This window comes from Rhodopirellula sp. SH410, assembly GCF_055811895.1.
In genome coordinates, this window is sequence record NZ_CM147949.1 from 5,823,906 (window position 1) to 5,845,526 (window position 21,621).

A 21,621-nucleotide genomic window follows, 5' to 3' on the forward strand; every position below is an offset into this window, starting at 1 on the left:
CAACACACGCCGGCGACGACCGCACATCCCCATCACAACAAACCCAGGAACCACAAACCATGAAGATTCTGTTCATCAACAACGACGGAGCCGGATTTGCCAACCACATCGATATCGAAGCCGATACGACGGTGCAATCTCTGTTCAATCAGCGTATTGGCGAAGGCAGGGAATCGAACTACTTGATTCGTGTCAACCGCCAGCCTGTCTCCAGCGACCAAATCCTAGTCGAAGGAGATCGGGTCTCGATCACACCAACCAAGATCGAAGGTGCGGCATCGTGAGTCGCGTCACACCACAGAGCCGCCGCACCGTCAAGCGTGCTTGGCGGATGGCGGGACTCGTCAAGGCGGCCGTTGATCGTCATTGCTCACAGCAGGAAAAGACGCTTCGAGTCCCATCGGCGGATAAGGTGAAGCGATGGCAACGCTTGATATCAGTCGCTAGATCACGTCAATATCCCGGTGCTGAGCGGTCGCTTGGCAAGCGTATGCTTGACGCTCTGAACGATCTTCAACGCGAAGTCGATGACGCCATTTATGTGGCAGCCGCGTCGATGGCTCCACGACGTAGCATTTCGCTAGCTGATGTCACAGCCGACCTGTTGGTGATCGAAGCTGAGTTTCCAGCCTGCGATTTTGACTTTACGAAGCAAACCATCGCGGTCACCACTGAACCCATCGAGATCGAGTACACCGACCTCGGTGCGTTCCGAATCGAACTGGAGCTGAAGTATCTGGGACAGTCTTGTCCCTATCGCGTGGTCGCAGTTGATCCCAACCCAGCGTCGAGTTGTGATTCGACGACTCATCCGCACGTGCAGTCTGAAACACTGTGCGAAGGCGAGGGCCACGGGCCGATCAAGTTGGCTCTGACCGAAGGACGACTGCATGACTTCTTCACAATCGTGAATCAGGTACTGCACACGTACAACCCACACAGTGCCTACACAACGCTGGGTGACTGGTCGGGCACCGAGTGCCGGGACTGCGGCAGCACGGTTGATGAAGACGACATTTGCTCGTGTGATCAATGTGACGCCCAGATCTGCAGCGGTTGTACGTGCTCATGTGACGGTTGCAGCGAAACTCACTGCGACGACTGCATGACGAAATGCGAAGGCTGCCAAGACTCATTCTGCGGAAGCTGCATTTCAAGCTGCGACCGATGTAACAAACCATTTTGCCAAGACTGTCTGACGGAGGACAAATGCGATGATTGCGTTAACGAAGAAGAAGGGGAGTCGACGTCGGATCCCAGCGAGGAATCGTCAGAGCCTGCGGTTCACGCCCTATGCGTGGGCGAAGCTGTTGTTCCTGCGTGACCTGGGGAATACGGAGGTCGGAATGTTCGGTATCACCAGTCCCGACGATCTACTGCTGATCGAGTCGGTGGCGATGGTTCAGCAGATCTGCACGCCTGTTACCGTGTCGTTCGATGATTCCGCAGTTGCGGACTATTTCGATGATCAGATCGACGAGGGGCACACGCCGGAAACGTGTGGGCGAATTTGGCTGCACACGCATCCCGGCTCGTCACCGCTACCCAGTGGCACGGACGAAGAGACATTTCAGCGTGCCTTTGGCACTCCGGACTGGGCCGTGATGTTCATCGTCGCACGCGGCGGTGCCACCTACGCTCGGCTGCGAATGAACGTCGGTCCGGGATGCAACAAGCGGCTTGCCGTCGAAGTTGACTATAACACCGAATTCCCGGAGACCGATCAAGATCTCTGGGAATCTGAGTATGAAGCCGCTGTCACGGTTCATGACCCGTTTACTCGGCGTCCGAGGACACTGACTGGTGATCCCTTTGAGTGGCGGGATGACACCGGCTGGTCGGAAAGTGAATGGGTGGCATCTTGAATACCAACCAAGATCGCTTCGACCGTCAAGCGAGTCTCGTTCCGCGAGAGCGTATTCGAGAAACGAGCGTCACAGTGATCGGCGTCGGAGCGATCGGTCGTCAAGTCGCACTGCAACTCGCCTCCATCGGCGTCACGAAGTTGCAATTGATTGACTTCGACACCGTCGAGCTGACCAACGTGACCACCCAAGGCTACCGAGCCGATGAGATCGGGCAAGCGAAGGTCCTTGCCACGATGTTGGAGGTCGAACGCATCGATCCATCGATCGAAATCGACTTCATCATCGACCGCTTCCGCTCCAGGCACCGCGTCGGTGATGTCGTGTTCTGCTGCGTCGACAGCATCGCGACGCGGGCAACAGTGTGGCGATGCCTTCAAAGGCGGATCCAACTGCTGATCGATACCCGTATGAACGGCGAGACGATTCGTTTACTGACGGCTGACCCCAGCAAATCACGTCACTCCTATGAATCGACGTTGTTTGCCCAGGGTGACGCTCACGCAGGAACCTGCACGGCAAAATCGACCATCTACGCGGCATCCATTGCCGCGGGCTTGTCCGTGCATCAATTCACACGCTGGCTCCGTGATATGCCACTGGACAGCGATTTCACCTTTAACTTGCTCGCCAGCGAACTGAACGTCGCTGGCGAATTCACACCCTCATTTCAGGAGAAAAGATTTGCATAGTACAATCACACTTGGCATTACGGCCGAAAGCTCACATGGACAGTCAGGACCAGCTGTCCGAGTGTCCGTGCCCCTGGACGGTCAGGCGAGCAATGACGCGATTCTTGCTGTTGTCCGGCGTTGCCGGATGCTGGCAGAACAATCACTTCCGAACGAGCCGCAGCAGCGAGAGACCTCGCCAACCGCACCGACCGGTCACCAACCATCGGTGAAACGCTTTGCGACAGAAAAACAGATCAACGCGATCGCGGTCATGTCAAAGCGTCAAGGCATCACGCTCGACCGCACGCTTCACGATCGGTTTGGTGCATCGTCACTGTCCGACCTGGCCATCAGCGAGGCGTCCACGTTGATTGATGAGCTGAAGGGCAATCTGCAGTCAGCGTAGGCGTTCGATACACCAAGGCTCGCGAACCCAGCCGGACCACGTCCGGTTGGGCATCGCGGGCTTTTTTTTAGCTATCAGCCAAATTTTCTTGGCAATAACTGATCGAGTTTGGAATCCTCAACTGGGTAGCTATCAGTTCAGACCTGACGATCGAGGTGATGCAATCGCTCGATAGAACAGCCAAGGCAAGCGGCTCCGTTGAACGGCGTTTGTCGCGCGGGTAGTCACTCAACGCCTCTTGGGCAGTCCCCCGCGAACGGAAGCGTCCGAAACGCTCTACCAAATTGACTTGGACAGGGAACGGGAACGGTCACGCATAGTCAATTTCGAGCCCTCATTCACTGATTCCGCCGCTCCGGGCGGTGGATCCGGCGAAGTGTGACGGCAGGCCAACTTTCAAACGCGGCCGCGACGAACTACACTTTTGCTACCCCCCTTCCGTCGACCTGCTGGGAAACGAGTAATGCTCCGGATTTCGAACCTTATATTGTCGTCAGCAATCACGTTTCTGCTCACTAGCGCGGTGGCGGCCCAAGTCACCACGGTGCCGATCGAGGTTCAATCCGTCGACGCAAGCGAACGCAAGATCTCAGTCCGCTACAACGGAAAAATTTCCACATTGGCGTTAAGCGGTGACGCAGCGATCATTGTTGAAGGCAAAGCCAGCGTTCTGACCATGGTGATCCCTGGCGACATCGGCACGGTCGAATTCGACAAGAAAATCGCTGCTGTCACACGATTGGACGTTAAACGCAGTGAGATGGCCCCCGCGGAAAGCCTAAATGCGGGCTGGGAAGAGGTGGACCAGCGGCTAATTTTCTTGATGGTCCGCTTGGTCGATGTGGAGGCGAACCTCGACGCAATCGACAAGGAGATCGGGAATAGCAAATCCCGGGCAGGTGTCGCGAAAGGGCAGGCTAGCAGAGCTCAGTCCGGAAACGACCGAATGGATCAGAGAGGTGGCGGACCGGTTCGCTGGGACAAGTTCTACGGAACGACCGCTGAGAAGTTTTTCTATCATCCAACGGAAAACCACACCTACCACACTCAAACCGTCTTGAGTCATCAGTCATCCGGGCAAAGCAACCAAGGCAAAGGCGGAGTTCCCTCCTACCAAGGTCTCCCTGTTCATCAACGACCACCGCAATTTGACTACATGTATCGAGCCAATCAGAATGCACAGCGGAGAGCCCAAGCAGAGGCAGCCAGTTTCAAGGGCAATGCGGTGGCGCTGGCCGGTCGCCGGCACGAATTGGAATTGGAGCAAAGCAAATTGTGGTGTGAGATTGCGTTTCGAGCGGTCGCCAGGAATGACTTGGATCGAAAGGCTCTCTACCGATTCGCTCCGTCAGGTTCGGGAAAAGAAGACCTGCTCGCTGCCACTAACTTTGTTGTCACTGCTTTGTCTGTCGTCGAAAACGGACAGAAAGATCAGTCCAAGACGTTTAGGCAAATCAAGACACTAATTTCCGACGCTCGATATGAACTCGGTGATCGTTGGCTGAAACTTGGTATCAAAAGCCGGGACGAGTCGACCGACGAGTGGCGATTCGTTGCATTGGCCAGAAAGCTGGAAGACGTATCGGCAAATCTCGGTGACAGTTACACCGTGTCGGTCGAACGAGAAAATGCGGGTGATTGGGAACGACGGGACTTGTACCGTGGCCTATTGCAGAAGGCGCTTTTACAGTATGCCGAGACGGTTTTGGCACTCGATGAGATGGCGTCGCAGATGGCGAACTCGAGGGGATTCGAGCCAAATATCGATCTTCCTCTGGTAATAGTCAAAGCAGAGCCAAAGGGGGCCGCATCACCAATGCCCGCATCAAAGGACGATACGGTCATTCAGGCGATTCATTTGACAAACGGAAATTCGTTCGATGGCTGGGAGCCAATGCCTACCGCGGAACAGTCGACGTGGGATGTTCAGAATGGAGTGTTCAGCCAAATGAGCAGTGGACCATCGCTTAGGACAACAGAGGAGTTCAGGAATTTCGACCTTGAGCTCGAGTTTTTGCTCACGCCCAAAGCCAACAGTGGAGTCTATTTGAGAGGACGATATGAAGTGCAGCTCCTCGACTCGAGCTACAGATCGGCTTCTGGACAGCCTGCAGCTGCTGTCGGTTCGTGCGGAGCAATCTGGGGTCAGATCGCTCCCGCGAGGCAACTGTACCAGGGCCCCAACAAATGGAATAAGCTCGAAACACGCCTAGTGGACCGAACTGTGACGGTTAGAGTCAATGGTGTCACCGTTATTCAGGACCAACGTATTTCGAAGCCATCTGGTGGTGCGCTGGACATGAATGAAGACCAACCAGGGCCATTGCTGCTTCAAGCTTCTGCACTTCGCGGGGAGGGCGTGAAATTCCGAAACATCGTCCTCACGCCGCTCCCGTAAGACTCTGAGGAAAAAACAGCGCTGTCCGGATCAAACATGAAAATTGACCTGCGTGCTAGCGGATCGCGGCACTGCTCGCCCGCATTCACGCGGCTCCGCCTGCCGCATAAATGCTCTGCCCTTCGCCCTGGTAGCTGCCGTCGACGTGTCGGTACACGTTGTCGCATTCCTGCTCGTACAGCTCCGTTGTGTACGCTCGGGGCAGCACGTCCAGGACCATTTTGACCGTGGTGTAGACGTCCGCCCGCGTGCGTTGCTCCTTTCGCCAATCGAGAACCCGCGTGGCTTCGTTGAGCGTTTGCACGAGCATTCGGGCGATGCTCTCCCCATAGTAGCACTCGACTGGGCAATCGAGTGTTCAGTCTCTATTCCACCCCCAACGCCTTGAACGCTGCGTCTCTGGGGTCGGAGTAGAAGCTGGTTTGGAACTTGGCGAATAGTTCGCCGGGGATGGTGGGGATGTCGCTGACGCTGGCCATGGGGAGCAGGACTCGTTTGGCTCCGGCGTCGTGGGCTACTTGGAGGGACTCAGCGAGGCTCTGGACCGGGATGATGTTGCCACCCAGGCTCATGCTGCCTAGAACTACCATCTGGCTCTGGATCGGTTTGCCCAATACCGCTGAGCAGAGGGCGATAAACGTGGTCAGCGTCATTGCCGTGGTTGGGCCGGTATTTTGCAGCTCGATGATGTGCAGGTGGTAGTCGTGATCGCTGACTTTCACTGACGCACTGACGCTGCTGGCGTTGGCCTTGAAGTAATCGAAGCCGACTTTGATTGCCTCTTTGGCTTTCATGTTGGAGCCGAGCCCCGACATCTTCAGCGAGCCGTTGCCTGCGGTGACCTGAGTTTCCAGACGGTATAGACCGAGGTGCGAATCGTTCCCGCCCGTGGCAACAGTGTGCATCACGCCGGGGTTGAGTGGTCCGTCGGGGATCAGTGATCCGCCGCCTTGCTCACGCACCGAGATGAATTTCTCTTCGGCGGTCTCCATGTCGATGTAGCTGAAGTGGACGTCGTAGAACTCCATGCCACCGATCTTTTTGAGTTGCTCCTTCACTCGACGACGAGCCTCAAGGGCATATTCCAGGCAACGGCGGACGGCTTCCTTGTCGTATTCCTCGTTGGGGTACAACAGCTTCAGTAAACCGGAAACCGTGTGCTTGACCGCGATCGAGTCTCGCTGGTTCAGGTCTCGCCCGAGCTTGAAGTATTTGTTGATCGCATCACCGAAGTTGCGTTTGCGCATCTCACGCACCCACTCGGCGAAGTAGTCCACGATCATGCCGTACTGGTTCGTGAAGAACTCAGGCCGCATCTTGGGGATCTCCCAACCGGGGATGTACGCATGGAAGCGGTCAAAGAACGCTGAGTCGATCATCGCGTCGGGAAACGGTGCCAGTAAATGACTGGTTTTCACGAGCGTATCGACGGGCTGGTTGATGTTGCCGACGAAGACCATCGAGGCGTAGGCATTGATGGAATCACGACCACGGGCAAACGACCCGCTGGCCATGTAGTCCTTCATGATCTGGACGCCGTCCTTGTCCTTGAACGAGATCCCTGCCACCTCGTCGAAGGCGACCACATCCCACAATCCAACCAGACCGACCTGCCGTCGTGCCAAGTTGTAAAACAGGTTGGCGACCGTTGTTTGACCACCCGAGACCAAGATGCTGTTGGGGCTGATCTCTTTGTAAATGTGACTCTTGCCAGTTCCCCGTGGCCCGAGTTCACAGACGTTGAAGTTATTTTCGACCAGCGGCACCATCCGGCAAAGCAGGTGCATCTTGACCCGTGGCTCGAAGTGCGTTGGTTCGTAACCGCAAGATCGCAGCAGTGCATCGATCCATTGTTCCTCCGTGAAGTACTTTCTTCCAGCGAAGAGCTCATCCATGTCCATGTTGGGCATCTGGATGGGCTTCAGTTCTTGGATTAGGAACGGCGATCCCTTTTGGCCCTCCTCGAAAAAATATTGCATCGTGATGATGCACCAGATGCCGCCAGCCAGCAGTTTCTCGTACTTCTTGACCGTACCGGTGGGAATTTCGACACCCTTGGTGCCGAGGTTCGACAGCAGGGCCTCGTACACGTCACGCTTCTCGTTCAGCGTCACGGTCACTTTGTCGATGATCTTCAAGCTGCCACGCTCACGGATCGTGGATTTCACCTTCTCGGCTTCGTCAGGGCGGACGTAGTTGTCGGCCAGCACCTTTTTGACCGTGTTCAGTCCGTCTTCGATGACTTCGGGGTCATTCGAGGCGCAGTAATTCCCCAGCAGGTATTCCAGCACATAAACCGGGACGTTAGCCCCTTCCTTGACCAGCTTGGTCAGGTCTTTGCGAACAACCTTACCCGAGAAATGCCGGTTGAGCAGCTCGTCGAGGTCCGTATCGGTCTCGTTGATCTCGTTCATGCCAATTCGTGTCACGGTGCGTTAGTGTCAGATTGCGATACCGGCTCTTCACGAACGTGATAGTCAACGATCGCCTCTGGGGCGATTCGCTCAATCTGTCCATTGCGAAAGACGATCACTGGTGTGTTTGTTCGGCTCGCCAAATCAACAACCGACTGCATTGCAGCTATTGCAGCGGCGTTTGCCTTGTCGAAGAGGGTGTCCTCTTTGAGCTCTCCACGGATCATTACATCAACCTCAATAAATTTCGCATTTGTTCTTCAATGTGTTGCCACAGCGTTGGGTCACTGATGGATCTCGAACGATCTTCCTGCCGAGCGACTTCGCGTGGCGGGAATTGAGAACCGTCGAGCAGCAGCCAGTCGTCAACGATGGGGCTGTAAAGGCTCCGGAAATTGGCGAGCCCCCGATTGTATCGCTGCCGAATCGTCGGAACTGGAATGTCGTGCCCGCCCTGTTGAACTCGGTTCGCAACTCGCTCGATTGCCAAATCTTCGGATGGCAGCCAGAGAAAGAACAAGGATACTCGGTAGCCGCTCGCCCGCCACTCCGGGATGCGTCTCGCATAGCTTCTTGCCGCCAGTGTCGTTTCAAACGAAAACGTCTGGCGATTAGCCAGCAGTTCTCCCATTCGCTCAAGCATCAATTCTGACGCTCGCATATTTTGTGTTGCTGGTGAAAACGGTGACAGGCCAACAGCAATCAAGTCGGCATTCAAAAACTCTTGACAATCGGCATAGTGCGGTAAAAACCGAGTAGCAAACGTCGTCTTCCCCGCACCATTAGGTCCGGCGATGATGTAGATATTTTGGTCCGTATGATGGGCCATGCGTTAGCGTCCTTAGCTTGGTATCGACAGGCTCGAAGCCTATCCCACGTTTCTTTCAGAAGTCGAAGTCATCTGCGATCGCTCTGTCGATGGTCACGTCTTGGCTGTGGATTTCAAATTCGGTGGTCGCGTCCTTCAGAACCAACCGATAACGTCGCGTCTTGTCGAATTGCCGGTCCTGGAGCGTCAGCATGACCGACTGCTGGCGATCATCAAGGCTAGTGGACTCACTTGCGAAGCTCACCGTCTCGATGCTGGAGACCGGATCGTCGCCGTCGTAGATGGCGATCTTCACCGTAAGGGGCTTAGCGCGTTCGCTCACTGGTTCCATTTGAACCAGTTTGAAACGGTGGGCGTGCGTCGTGATCTTGTGGTTGTTCCCCAGGACCGACACTGCCACCTGCTTCGTTTTGGTCTTTTCCAGGGCATTCTTGCTCTTGGCCTGACGAACCGTGATCACCGGCACGATCACCTCTTGGGGCATCGCCCCGCCGTGGATGAAACGAGCACCGCCCACAAAATGGAAGCGGTTAGAGCCCTTGGGGATCCAGAACTCCATCCCGCCGTCACATTTGGCCGTGATCTCGGTTTTACCGTGCCAAGCATCTTCGTGGTCCGGCAGGTCGTGCCCAATCAGATAGCGTTTCTTTGCTTTCACTGTGCCATCGGGTTTCTCGGTCAGCTTGCTCTTGTCCGTTTCCTCTGGGGCCGATTCCGAGAACAGGAAACCGTGGTCGGCGGTCACGACCACGTAGTTTCCGTTCAGGCTGTTGAAGATATAGCGGACCACATCGGCAAGCTCACGGATCGCATCGCCCGTCGCGTGGAAGGTATCGCCTTCGGTCGCCGGATTTTCCCCGCGAGTATCGATCTCGTTGTGATAGACATAGACGACCTTTTTGCCGTCGATCAGCTCTCGCCCCTCCTCTTTGCTCAGCTTCAGCAGATCGTCCGCCTGAACTGCCATGCCTTCCCTCTTGGCCAGGATCTTGTTGCGGTTGTCGCTGCCCGAGGTTGAGATCCCATCGGCGAGCACGTCCCCCTTGCTGGTGTACTCCAGCTGAGTGTGAGGCAGCAGGCTGGCCATCCCCAGTGCCGTGTAGGACGGCAAGACCGACAGCTGCGTCGACAACTCAGCTTGGAACCGGTATTCACCGTTTAGCACCTTGGTCAGTTCTTTGCCTGCCTCGTAACGAAAGGCGTCACTGATCACGACAAAGGACCGCCTGTTCTCAGCTTCCCGTTGGCGTGGTGCCACGTGCGTTTCATAGAAGCGATACTGATTGGGGACATCTGGGATCTGCCACCTGTCGAGCAATCCCGTGGCGTTCCCACCGGGCCCCATAAACTTGCTCCACTTCAATCCCAACTGCACCAAGTACCAATTGTTGTAGGCCGCCTCCACTTCCTTCCGAAGCGTCTTCAGGATGTCCCAGCCATGGGACTCGGCGACATCGGCGTTGCGACAGAAATGCCGGTAGAGCTGATCGAACTTATAGAGCTCGTTCGTATAGAGGCTGTACACCTCCTCGGCGGTGTTCCCTGTGAACCCATTGGCATACTGATTGCGAAGTCCAATGAACTCAGCGGCCACAGCCACGGCCTCGTAGGCAGCGAAACGGGACTTGCGTTGCTGCTCGGGCACCGAGAGCGAAGCGATCCAGTGCTCATCCTGTCGCCGGCTCACCAGCCTACGAATGTCATCCGCTTTCAAATGATCTTTTGTTGCCGACAATCGTTCCAGCAATCCAAGCAAGATAGCCCGGTCGACATTGCGAAACGTCACCGCCTCAGCCAGCGTCTCTGGCTCGATTCCACTCAACTGATCATCGATGTGCGTCGTCGCGGCGATCGCGTCGGACAGGGTATTGAAGCTAGTTGCCTGCTTGCTGCTGTCACGCCATTGCGCCAAGCAGACGACCGCATTGTGCGTCCCACTACGGCCTAGCTGTTGCTTCTGGATCGCTGGTGGAGCGTCAATCCCGAGTTGGTGGCCGAAGTCGGACAGCATCAACCGCATCAGCAGCTTCTGCAGCGACGGTACCTCATCGTCGTAACCAAAGGAGGCCGCGACCAACTTCCAAAAGGAACCGTCTAAGTCGAACTTCTCAATTTGAGTCCATGCCGGCGGCGGGACTTCCAAGTCCAGTTCGTCCTGTTCGGCCATGGAGTGGAACAGCGTCCGCACGATATTGAACAGTTCAGGTTGGTCCGCCTTGGTGACCACCGCCAGCATTTTGCGATCGAGGTCCAACTCATTGTCGTCAGCGTTGACCAGTTGCCTGAGTTTGCTGAGCCGCCCCTTGCTGTCAAAGAACTTCCGTCGCAGAGCGAGGTGACCCCGCAGGCTTTGGCGTGCGAGACCGAGTTCGTCCAGGATGATCGAAGAACGATCTGCCCGGAAGTTGCGGCTGTACAAACGGATGTCGAGCAGGATGTCATCTTCAAACTCCGGCTCTTCCTCGGGCGAATACAGCAGGAATTTTGAGTCAGGTTCCCCCCGTTCGACGCGTAGCTTCGTCTCGATGCTGCCGACCTGATCCAGTCGCACGAGGTGAACGCCATCGAGTTCGAGGCTCTCGACGACGCGAGCGAACTCCTGCTGCGGATCATTCCAAAAAACGATCCGAGCGTGTTTGTCGCTGTAGATCTTGCTCAGTGCTTCGTTGAGTTGTTTCGTGTCCATAGGTGTCGGTGAGCAGTGAGCGGTTGGCAGTTGTTTCGCCACGGATGGGCACGGATCTTCACGGATTGGGTCGGTACTTCACGTCAACGACATCACCACAGGCGATTCACAGCGTAAGCATCCAGCTTTTTGTCAGCACTGACAATTGCGATCGCTTCGTGAGTGGCTTGAGCGACAAGCAGCCGATCGAAGGGATCACGATGATCTTTCGGAAATGCCAACTTAGACACTTCGACAGTATGGGCGGGCGTGATTGCCAGCCATTTGAAGGCGTATTGATGTTCGCACGCTTCCAGGAAATGTTCCAAAGGCTGCGACAACGTCATTTTTCCGATGCTGATCTTGATTGCCAATTCCCAGTAGCTCGCTGGACTCACGAAAATTTCGTTGTTGCCGTCAAGAATCAATGCCTCCGCAGTGCTGCTCAACTGCGGATCGTCATGCGTGTACCACAGCAGAGCATGGGTATCGAGCAACAGCTTCATGGCATGTACTCCTGGAAGTCCTGGAGATGCTCGTCGTCGTCACTGATGACGTTGATCATTCCCTTGCACAAGCCGGGACCAGGCCGCTGCTTGGGCTTCCGGTCCAGTACGAGAATAGCGATTTGCCGATCACCATCGGTAATCACCACCTCATCGTCGGGGCCAAGCCTGGCAATGATCTCCCGCAGATTAACGGTCGCATCTTCAAGCGAAACGGTTACAGACATTTCTTCACTCCTTTGAATGTTGAAGGTTCTAACGACGGACAGGCCGGAAGGGACTTGGTGGGTTCGTCAAGCCAGACGTGAATAACTGTGTCGATATTGAAGATCGAATTCACCAAGCGAGGTATCGCCTTTTGAAGAGCGGCATTAAGTACGACTTGTGTTTGCTGATCGACATCCGGGCGATCAAGATCGACATGAAACAATCCAGCGTACCCGTAAAAAACATCCTTAATCGCGTCTTTGACCGGCCCAGACTCATGAAAGAACATCAATCGGTCACTGGGCAGGCTATTGAGCGTTTCTCCCCACTGTTTCCGAGCGAGTTTTACCCACGCCGTAAGATCCTGTCGGTCGCAGTGTTTCAGGATGACATTATGAATACCGAACAGCGAGACAGGTTCGCCTTCGAGGATGAACTGACGCAGGACGGGAAGAACGGCTAGAAACTCGGTCTCGTCGTAGCCCTCAAAAGTCTGTTTCGTGTCACCGGTCGTGAATGAATGAGTCGTCTTGAATTTGAAGGACACCTTGCCGCTTGAGAGCAATTTGCTGTTTCGCAACCAGTCCACCTGACAAGCGTAGGCTCGAAGACGCTTCATGTCGCCTGCCGGGATTTTGGAGAGGTCGGTCATGTGCTCACCTCCACTGTTGGTTTCTCGCCGGTGATGGCTTTCACTTCGGCCAGCAGGTCTCCGAACTTCCCGTAGTTGACCTTGACACCGTCGTCGAGGTCGAGTTCGATGCGTTGGTCGGCGTGGTGGCGGAGTTTGTCGTCGAAGGTTCTTAGTTCGTCGCGTTGTTTGATCAGCTTGTCGCGTTCTCGTTCGAGGGTTTTGCGGTGGCTGGTGCTGGAGGCGGCGGGGATGTCGGATTCGAGTTGTTCGAAGCGAGAATTGACCTTGCCCTGCAGCGGGACGACGTACTCGGTTCGCATGCGGGCGAGCGTGCCGCCGTTGTAGCGGTGCAGGTAGACCAGGCACTGGAAAGCCTTCTGCTTGCCACTGCTGAACAGCCAGTAGATCGGACGCTTCTTGTAGGTCTGGAGGTGGTCCTTGAAGAACTTGTCGCACAGGTAGCGGCGGATTGTGTCGCGGCTCGACTCGTTCTTCTTGGGGGCGAGGTTGATGGCTAAGAAGGCGAGGTTGGCTTCGAGGTGGGAGGCGTCCCAGGCCTTGGAGATGAACTCGACGAGCCGGTTGCAGGCGTCGTCTTCGAACCAGTCCACATCGGTCAATGGGATGATACCGTCGTCGTCGGCCGGGAAGGTGGTGTACTTCGAGGCGTCGAAGCCCTCGTTGCCGCTGTGGGCATAGATGAGGCCAGGGTGGTCCAGGCTGTAGCGGCCCATTATGCAGCCGATAGCGTAGGAGATCAGCTCTTCCATCGTGTCTTGCCGGAAGCGGGTCCACTGTTCCTCTTCGGTGACCTTGCCGCCGTAGCGGTAGGCGGGGTTCACCGTGATTGTGATCTGCTCGATGGGGACGTCAGGGGTGAGCTCGTCGGCCAGGCCGTAGGCGTCGATGAAGAGGCGGTTGTTCTCATCTTCAAGGCGCTTCATCTCGGCGATGGTGTCGCGGTTCTTGGTGATCCAGGCGGTGTAGCTGGATTCGAGGGTGGGCGCGGACTCGGTGGAGGCCGTCAGGAGGGGGAGAGATTGGAAGTCCCAGGAAGTTTCGAAAGAGTCCCAATCAAATTTGGACACGCCCACCAAGCGATCGAAACAGGTGCTGTCGACTTCAAGATACGGAAGCTTGCGCAGGTGCTCGGCTTCGTAGTTAAGCGTGGGCGACAAAGCCCCAAGGTAAAAAGAAGCAATCTCAGAATTGAGCAGGCCGGCAATCGCAGTTAATTCATGCTTCTGAGCGGGAAAAAGTGCAGAACCGGCGACGTCGAAGATAAATCCAGCAGGGAAGTACCTTACAGAAAATGATCCAGACGAAATTTTTGACCAACTCAACTGCTGCTTGAAGTAGCAATCTTGGTTTTTTAAACGCCCACCCGGGCTTGTCTTGTTCAGAATTTCATGGAATGCCTTTATCTCTTCGCCATCGTTTCGGTAGTTGACCACGAAGTCCTGATTGCCATACCAACGTCGAAATGCACCGCCCTTGTTGTAAGGGAACCACCTGAGACTACTCGATGCCGCTTGCTCACGATTCGAATATCCGAAGCCGACAGCGCTGACCGCAACCTCGAACCATTGCCTTAAGAATAGGTTGTTGTCAGACGTGGTCGCGCCCTGCTTCGGAACCGAAATTTTCTCGAGAAGAACGGCTTTCAAATAGTTGTCTCTCGCAACAGGACCTACCCAGTACGCCACCGGACTACTGGGAATCTTCTTGAACTCGTCTTGGGCTGCCTCGAAGAACCATCCACAATTGCGGTTGCTGATAGCCTCAAGGGTCTTAGGCCCTTGGTTGTCCGATCCGCGGAAGTCGGAGAGCCGGATGAAACATCCCTTTTGGCCGTTCACATGATTCTTTTGCAGCGTGAAGGTACAGATCGGGACTGTCGCACCTTCAAAGCCCGAGTATTCAAGTTGGACGAGAGACGTGATCGTCTCATCTTCTATGAGCCGAGTCCGCAGATATTCATGACTCGAGATGAACATCCAAACAAATGGCGACATGAAGCCGAGGCGGCCATGTGGCTTGCTGAACGCGAGGTCGCGGTCGATAAAGGCTGAAAAAACGTCTTTCTCATAGCCGTTGTAATGGTCCTTGAGGAATTCCTTCAGCACCGGGATGTGGAACTTACTGCCGATGTAAGGTGGATTCGCCACCACCGCGTCGTACTGCGACGCCAGCAGGTCGGCCTGCTGCACCAGCGGCTCCAAGTGCTTGAGCGCCTCCGACACGAACAGGTTCTGGCTGGTCGCCTCGCTCAGCTGCTTCAGCCCCGGCAATTTCTTCGCCAACTCCTCCGGCACCCGAATCAACGACCCAAACGTCGTCGCGTGCTCGAAGAGCCTCTTCAGCTCCGCGAGGTCCCCCGGCCTCAGTCCGTAGTCCCCGAGCTCCACGCCCTTCCCCAGCCCTTCCGCATCAAACCCAGCGCTATCCACCAGCGACATCACATTGAGCTTTACCCCCCGCTCAAATAGCCGCCGGTCATCCGCCCGCCCCTTCATCATCAGCGCAAAGCCCGTCAGCTGCGCCGCCCGCTCGTCGATGTCGAGGCCGTAGAGGTTCTTCTCGAGTATCAACTGCGGGATATCGCGTTGTCGATAGCCGCGTTCCAGGTAGATGGCCTTGAAGAGCTCATAGGCCTCCACCAGGATGTGCCCGGAGCCGCTGGCCGGGTCGATGAGGGTCAGCTCCTGGGGGTTGAGTTCATCTGGCGTGATGGCCGCGAGCTGGGCGTTGACCTCGTCGGTCTGCTCGGCGGGTTCGATGTAGTACTCCATCTGCCCTTTGAGCGGTGAGTCCGGATAGGTCGCCAGCCACTGCGCCCCCAGCGAGTTCTGGACCATGTACTTCACGATCCAGTTGGGCGTGAAGAGCTGGGTCGCCGCCGGAATGTCTTCCGACTTCACCACCTTACCGATGACCTGGTCCTTCTTCTCCGCGATGTAGAACTGGTACAGCCAGCCGATGATCTCGATCTCTTGCCAAGACTCCTCGGGGATTTCGTTGACCAGCGTGCGGACTAGCGAATCGGTATGCAGCAGGTTGTCGGGCAACAGCAGCTCGTCCGCACCACCGATGGGGGAGAACAGGAATGGCAATGCCTGATGAAGCGCGGAGCACTGAGCCAACAGAAGCCGCTGGTACAGCTCTTCATCCTTGCCGCCATCCAGCTTCAGGTCGACGACGTTGTCCGGATCCAACCCTGGCAGTTCCAACCGCTCGGCGTTCTCGATGATCTCCGGCGTGGACTTGCCATCGGGATGACTGAGCACGCGGTAGCCATGATCCAGATACCCGTGCAGTTCCATGTAGCGGATGGCGATCAAACGGTTGAACCAGGTGTAGGCAACCGCCTCGACGAACTGATCAAACCCCTGGGTGCGAACACGCTCCTCCAATGTGTTGCGTTGAGCCGCGACGGATGCCGGGAACGCCCTATCGCCAATGATCGCGACATCGCCTTCCTTGCGGACCGGCAGAATCTCTTTCGGCAGCAAGCCATACACGGCGGCCTTATTCGTGACTGCCTCGATGAACTGCTTCCGGGCCTCAGGTGCGTAATTCTTTAGTTTCGATGTCTCCATGATTATTCAGCCGCCTCCTTCGATACGCCTAGCAAGTCCACAATCTTATGTCGCAGCGCCGCAGCCCGGACGTCGTAAAACTCTCGAAACTCCCGCAATGTGGGGGGCACCGTTCCGAGCACGTGGATCTTGCAGTAGTGTGAGCGATCCGTATCATCGGTGAACGCCGTTTCCATCCAGTTTGCTGGCGTGACGGCCTTCTTCTCTAGGTTTTCCGGGCCATCCAAGAGCTGGAGATTCGGCAGACTGTCCCCCATCTCCTTGAGCTCATCCCACTCTTCCTCAGACAGCCCCACATACTTGAATCGTGTCTTCGTGAAGCGTGATTTGGGGAAGACATGATCGATATGGAAGTGGTGGTTGGTCACGTCGACGAACGGGAACAGCAGCGTCAGCAAGGCGAAAACTCGCTTGTCGCCATATTGCATCTCCGCCAGCGTATCGATCTCTTCTTCGTTGAACTGCAGTGACTTACCACGCTTAGCCATGACCTCCTGGAGTTTCGCGACCGGAAACGCATCGTCGCCCTCCTTCTTGATCGTCTCGCGAAGTGCGGTGAGCAGTGTGTCCAGCCCGCTTCCCCAGATCCCTGACGTCTTCAGAAGACTTCGGATCAGCCACGTGCGGATCGCTTGCCGGTCATCGTTGTACGAGCTTTTGGTCACGTACTTCCCATCCAGATTGCGGTGCCCAATGTAGTAGGCAATCGGCAACAACGCACTGTCGGCACGCAACGACTTCTCGTTAAATCCAAAGCTGGCCAGCAATTGGACAGCCACCTTCAGTGACCGCTTCACATCCGGCCAGCGATCTTCCAAGATTGCCATGTTGGCATGATTGAAGTTTTCGACCTTGAACCCGACGCTGCCAATGTCCGCAAGCATCAGTCCGGCCTTCAGCACGAGATCTTTGGAAAAGCTGAATCCTTCGCCGGTGTTGTTGAGTTCGTCAACGAGCGTGTGGATTTCTTTGCGTGCATCGCCCTGCCACTGAGCGACGGCGACCGACAGCAGTAGGTCCGAGTAGGAAAGTTTGGTGCCGCCGCTGTTCATCCGGATGAAGATGTTCAGGACCTTTTCGAGGTCTTGGCTGGGTTCTTCGTAGTATGAGATGAGGTGCTTGTCGTGAATCACCCTGTAAAGGGTTTCGAGCGGTTCGCAGGCTAGATCAAACTTATCTTGTGGCAGATGGGCATTGAGCCACTTGATCATCTCGGACGTCGGGTTTTGGATCGACAGGATATCCGCGACCTTGTACCAGCACTCGTTCTCGTCGGCTGATTCGACTTGAGCTTGGGTGAGGAACTCGAACCGATACTGCTCACCGGTCTCGTCGGGAACTCCGTTCACCGCCAACAGGTCGAGGTAAAGTTCCCGAGTTGGGTAGGCATCGGGATTGTTCTTCCACTTGTACGGGATCCGCCACGCCATCGAACCACTCAGCCCAATGTTCAGTGCCGTCAGTCGCTGCTGTCCATCGAGGACGGCGGTGAGCTCCGTTTCGTGGAAGATGGGTAGCTGTGGGCAGTGTGGATTGTCACGTTCGTGGTAGTCACGTACGAAGCTGTAGAACTTGTACTTGCTGCTGTTCTGCTTGTTGACGTTCCAGAACAAGAACGTTCCGAAGGGGTATCCCTGCATCAGGCTGTCGAACAACCGAGCGATCTGCTCGGGTTTCCATACGAACTCCCGTTGGATCGCCGGAAGGACATACTTGTTCTGATGAACTGAGTCGAGGACCTCTTTGATCGTGCCGCCAATTTGATACATGCTGCTGCTCTGGTGGGTGCGGTTGCCGGGGGATGTTGCTATCTGATTTCGATTCGTTCGTCGTTGCTGATTGCCGTTTCCAGTTGCGTCCTCATCGCCTGAAGGAACTGGTCGACATCGTTCTGGTCTTCTAAGTAGGTCTTGCTAACTAGTTTCTTGGGATGGATCACGCGTGGAGGCTTGAACTTGGGCGTGTCATCTTCGGTGTCGCCCGCGCCGGGCCCTTTCTCGGCAACCTTGGTTGCTTTCGAGGCCTCTTGCTGGGCAACGAACTCGCTGATCTTGGAGATCGCTGAGTCCTTCAGGTTGATCGCGTCAGCTTCGGCCTGGGTGATGTGTGCCAAGCTGCTTTGTTCGGTTACCTGGCTCTTGAGCGACTCCAGAGGCCCTAAACAGGACGTGGACAGTGTCGAGTCATCGCTGACTGACTCCAGTTCTTGCTGGATTGCCTTGATCTGGGCATCGATCTGCTGGAGTGACCGTGTTCGTTGCTCGGCGACCAGTTTGTCGTTGACCTTTTCGATGGTGCTGACCAGCGGGTCGACCTCGTGCACCATTCCGTATGGATTGGCCGCCTTGCGGATCGCTTGGATGCGATCCATCGCCCGCCGGGCTTCGTCGTCTTGCCGAAGCTGGCTTTGGTTGAGGCTGAACCGCTGATCGGCCTTGAGGAGCTTGTCCCAGGTTGGCTTTTGGCTCTCGTAGAAGTGCTCCAGGTCATGGAAGTCATCGGAAAGGTCGAGCAGGCTGCTCTTGGTCTCGTTGAACCGTTCCAGGAACTTGTTGCTCTCTTCCACCGCCAGTAATGGCTTGATGGTCGCCAGACAATCATTGATAGTCTGCTCACCGGGATAGTCGCCGCTGGAGGCGAACTCGGCGTAACGTTTCAGGCTGACCTGCTGGCCCGAGAGTTTGCTTCGAAGGAAATCGAAGAGGCCTTCTTCGGTTTCGGGACCCATCTCATGAAACACCTCCTTGCCGATTTCCCGGGCCTTCTTCACGTCTTCGACCTTGGCGGTCACTTTCTGGACGATCGTGATTTTTCGCCAATTCTTGGATTCCGACAGTGCCGAATAGAGATCGTCATGCTTGATCGCGTCACCGCTCCGCATGAACAGAATTTCTCCGCTCGCATAGAGTCGCGTCAGCAACAACGCCGTTTCCTGCTCTGGCCAACCGCACGGCCGATCTGAGAAACGCCCGAAGCAAGTGTCGTACAGAATGATCTCGCGATCCCTTTTGGACGCCAGGTTGAGATAGCTCCGAACCTCATCGAGGGCTTGCGGGTTGTTCTCAGGCAACGCCATTTGCAACACCTGCTGAGTGGTGTCGTCACTCTTCAGAATCGCCTGGATCTCTTTGTTCGGGTTGTCGTTCAGGTGCTTGAGGTAGCTGAGCTTGGTGAACGTGTTCTCGACCAGATATTCCAATGCTTCTTCCATCGCCGAGATCGGGGCGTTGGCATTGATCTCCAGTTTTTCGCCGGCGACGAAGTAACTCGCCTCGACCAGCATGTCGCTGAGCATGTTGGCCAGCAAATTCCGTCGCTGCTGGTTCTCGGTCGCCACGTCCTTGTGGATGCGACGGGTCGTCGGCGGAGAGGTGCTGTCGTCTTTGGTGCGGATATACTTTTCGGTCCGTAAGTACGTCCTGAGTTCCCGCCCCAGGGCTTTTTCATCGTCGAGCCGCACGATCGCTTGGCCATCGTCAGCACTGCTGTTGAGGATGCATTTCTGATCACTGCTTTGCTCGAAGTCGTCGTCCAACGGACTGATGACCGAAAACGTCATGGCTCCCTCGGTGCTCCGGCCGACGGGATGGTGGTCGCAGACGCGGTTGAACGGGATGTCCTTCTTGGTGGCGGCGTAGCGGTGCTTGCGTTGGTCCTTGAGGACATCTTGAAAGATGATTTCGCCGAGCAGCTTCGCCTCGTCGGCACTCGAGGTGATTTCCTTCTTGATCTCCTGGTTGATGTCTCGTTCTTCGTTGGTCAGGAAGTAGTACAGATCGCCGCTGCGGTTGACCAACGAGTCCCGCTCCAACCGGGTCAAGCTTTCTTCGATCTTTCGCTTCAGGGCCAGTCGGTCGGCATCGATTTCGTCCAGACACAGTGTGACCAGATTGTCGACGTTGCCCTTCATTTCATCGACATAGCGAATCAGGAAAAGGACCTGCAGCACGTGGATATCGAACGGCTCGAGGCTGTCGTTGTCCTTCGCGTGATCGATCGTGCGTTTGACGGTCGTGTCGAGAAAGCTCTCGATGGACGGATAGAACATGTAGACGGGCACGAGCACGCCGACTTCCTGGTCGGAGACTGTCTTGGCGGCGTGCTGAAAGGCATCGAGCAGCGAGCGTTCACCTTGGGCCAGGTGCAGACCCGTTGCACCGGCTTTACGGATGGACTCGAAGATGCGCTGCAACAGTTTGAACTGGTAGGGAGCGAACGGGTATGTGTCAACGAAGTCGTCCGCTTCCTTGAATTGCTTGTACGTTGTCCCCACGGCTCGAAACGAAAGCTGATTCTTGAGGATGTCGCCTTTCTCGTGATAGAGCTTCGTCAGCTCAGGTTTGACGGAATCGTGCTTGCGGAGGAGACGCTCCTGGATCACTTCGTCCACGTTGGCGCTGGACAGCGACAGTCGTGTCTTGAACCTGCCTGTAATTTTCGAAAAGTCATTCTGCTTTCCAACAGACAATTCGCCGAGAACTGAATCCACATCCGCTTGGGACGTAACCACAACCCATGCACGGCCATTGCAGACCGTGCCTAGTTGCTCGGTGATCGTCTGGAGGTTGAGCATCAGGGCGGTGTCGGAACCGATGAACTGTCCGACTTCGTCTACCAAGAAGATAACCCGGTGATTGGGGCCATTTTTGTCGACGTATTCTTTGGTCCATTTAGCGAAGTTTTCTACAGTCAATGAGAAGTTCTGCTCACCGCCATCAATCCATGATTCGCACGATTCTTGACTCTGGCCCAGCGTCTTCGAGAGGGCTTCGATGACTTCGTCCCGGTTGAACTCGTAGGCATCCCGTTCATCCTTCCATTGCGTCTGCGTGAGCATCGTGTAGATGTTCTGGAACTCTCCGAACTTGCCCTTTTCATCGAGATAACGCTCCATGTGGGCGATGTGGGCGTGATCAGGGCTGTAACCGAGCTTCTCGTTCAGGACTTTGAGGAACACGGCGAGGATCGCGTCTCGGCCCGTGCTGCTGTCGGCCTTGCTGTCGATATTGAAGAGAATGACATCGGTGTCGGAAGCGACAGCTCGTTTGATGTCGCCGAGGATCGTGGCATCGGCAATCTTGTCGTCGAAGAAGTCCACGGCCCGCTTGGTCTTGCCGTCATGGGTGTGTTCTTCGTTGGCCAGCAGGTGCGACAACACTTTGATGAAGTGCGATTTACCCGAACCGAAGAAGCCTGAAACCCAGACGCCGATCTTGCCCGAGATGTCGGAGTCTTTGGGGGAGTCGATGGCCTCGCAGTACCGCTCGAAGAACTTGCGTAGGTGACCGTCGAGTTCTTTGGTGACGACGAACTCGTCCAGCTCCTGCCAGATGGATTCTTCATCCAACTGGTCGGCTTTGACGACACCGTTGATCGGGCGAGCGATATCTTTTCTGAAGAGTTCGGCAATTTTCATAGTTGCAT

Annotated in this window: 17 protein-coding genes; 6 read left to right on the plus strand and 11 right to left on the minus strand. The window is 55.7% G+C overall.

From position 1 onward, the window contains the following. Window positions 1–59: 59 nt before the first annotated feature. The 6 genes from SH410x_RS21315 (at window position 60) to SH410x_RS21340 (ending at window position 5,343) form a co-directional block, all read left to right on the plus strand. Entirely contained in the window at window positions 60–284 is a 225-nt protein-coding gene (locus SH410x_RS21315; RefSeq protein WP_146410036.1) for a molybdopterin converting factor, read from the plus strand. Then, window positions 281–1,324: a hypothetical protein gene (locus tag SH410x_RS21320; protein ID WP_473670576.1), complete on the plus strand. Its 1,044-nt coding sequence runs from the start codon at window positions 281–283 to the stop codon at window positions 1,322–1,324. Before SH410x_RS21315 ends, SH410x_RS21320 begins: the two co-directional genes overlap by 4 nt. A 22-nt stretch (window positions 1,325–1,346) precedes the next feature. Beyond that, window positions 1,347–1,865, plus strand: a complete 519-nt coding sequence (locus SH410x_RS21325) for a hypothetical protein (protein ID WP_473670578.1) — start codon at window positions 1,347–1,349, stop codon at window positions 1,863–1,865. After that, the gene (locus SH410x_RS21330; protein WP_473670580.1) at window positions 1,862–2,557 is read left to right on the plus strand and encodes a ThiF family adenylyltransferase; all 696 of its coding nucleotides are present in this window, start codon (window positions 1,862–1,864) and stop codon (window positions 2,555–2,557) included. The genes SH410x_RS21325 and SH410x_RS21330 overlap by 4 nt, the downstream gene beginning before the upstream one ends. After that, window positions 2,550–2,945 carry a hypothetical protein gene (locus tag SH410x_RS21335; RefSeq protein WP_473670582.1) on the plus strand — a complete coding sequence of 132 codons (396 nt, stop codon included), beginning with the start codon at window positions 2,550–2,552 and terminating at the stop codon, window positions 2,943–2,945. Before SH410x_RS21330 ends, SH410x_RS21335 begins: the two co-directional genes overlap by 8 nt. Before the next feature lie 463 nt (window positions 2,946–3,408). Beyond that, window positions 3,409–5,343: a 3-keto-disaccharide hydrolase gene (locus tag SH410x_RS21340; RefSeq protein ID WP_473670584.1), complete on the plus strand. Its 1,935-nt coding sequence runs from the start codon at window positions 3,409–3,411 to the stop codon at window positions 5,341–5,343. An 85-nt stretch (window positions 5,344–5,428) separates the two neighbouring features. Here the strand turns inward: SH410x_RS21340 and SH410x_RS21345 are convergent, their stop codons facing one another. The 11 genes from SH410x_RS21345 to brxC form a co-directional block, all read right to left on the minus strand. After that, window positions 5,429–5,653 carry a hypothetical protein gene (locus SH410x_RS21345; RefSeq protein WP_473670585.1) on the minus strand — a complete coding sequence of 75 codons (225 nt, stop codon included), beginning with the start codon at window positions 5,651–5,653 and terminating at the stop codon, window positions 5,429–5,431. Between the two features lie 55 nt (window positions 5,654–5,708). After that, window positions 5,709–7,757 (minus strand): protease Lon-related BREX system protein BrxL, encoded by a 2,049-nt coding sequence (brxL, locus tag SH410x_RS21350; protein ID WP_473670588.1) that lies wholly within the window; start codon window positions 7,755–7,757, stop codon window positions 5,709–5,711. 11 nt (window positions 7,758–7,768) lie between these two features. Then, window positions 7,769–7,984 (minus strand): hypothetical protein, encoded by a 216-nt coding sequence (locus tag SH410x_RS21355; protein WP_473670590.1) that lies wholly within the window; start codon window positions 7,982–7,984, stop codon window positions 7,769–7,771. Next, window positions 7,984–8,586: an ATPase gene (locus SH410x_RS21360; RefSeq protein WP_473670592.1), complete on the minus strand. Its 603-nt coding sequence runs from the start codon at window positions 8,584–8,586 to the stop codon at window positions 7,984–7,986. The genes SH410x_RS21355 and SH410x_RS21360 overlap by 1 nt, the downstream gene beginning before the upstream one ends. Window positions 8,587–8,641: 55 nt before the next feature. Next, window positions 8,642–11,272, minus strand: a complete 2,631-nt coding sequence (gene pglZ, locus SH410x_RS21365; protein ID WP_473670594.1) for a BREX-1 system phosphatase PglZ type A — start codon at window positions 11,270–11,272, stop codon at window positions 8,642–8,644. Between the two features lie 92 nt (window positions 11,273–11,364). Then, window positions 11,365–11,757, minus strand: a complete 393-nt coding sequence (locus SH410x_RS21370) for a type II toxin-antitoxin system VapC family toxin (RefSeq protein WP_473670596.1) — start codon at window positions 11,755–11,757, stop codon at window positions 11,365–11,367. Further along, window positions 11,754–11,984 (minus strand): type II toxin-antitoxin system Phd/YefM family antitoxin, encoded by a 231-nt coding sequence (locus SH410x_RS21375; RefSeq protein ID WP_473670598.1) that lies wholly within the window; start codon window positions 11,982–11,984, stop codon window positions 11,754–11,756. Before SH410x_RS21375 ends, SH410x_RS21370 begins: the two co-directional genes overlap by 4 nt. Beyond that, a complete protein-coding gene (locus SH410x_RS21380) occupies window positions 11,975–12,616 on the minus strand; it encodes a hypothetical protein (RefSeq protein ID WP_473670600.1) in 642 nt (213 codons plus the stop codon). Before SH410x_RS21380 ends, SH410x_RS21375 begins: the two co-directional genes overlap by 10 nt. Continuing rightward, a complete protein-coding gene (gene pglX, locus SH410x_RS21385) occupies window positions 12,613–16,197 on the minus strand; it encodes a BREX-1 system adenine-specific DNA-methyltransferase PglX (protein ID WP_473670602.1) in 3,585 nt (1,194 codons plus the stop codon). Before pglX ends, SH410x_RS21380 begins: the two co-directional genes overlap by 4 nt. A 2-nt stretch (window positions 16,198–16,199) precedes the next feature. Beyond that, entirely contained in the window at window positions 16,200–17,966 is a 1,767-nt protein-coding gene (locus SH410x_RS21390) for a DUF262 domain-containing protein (RefSeq protein WP_473670604.1), read from the minus strand. Between the two features lie 38 nt (window positions 17,967–18,004). After that, window positions 18,005–21,613, minus strand: coding sequence for a BREX system P-loop protein BrxC (brxC, locus tag SH410x_RS21395; RefSeq protein WP_473670605.1), 3,609 nt, complete (start codon window positions 21,611–21,613; stop codon window positions 18,005–18,007). Between the last annotated feature and the right edge of the window lie 8 nt (window positions 21,614–21,621).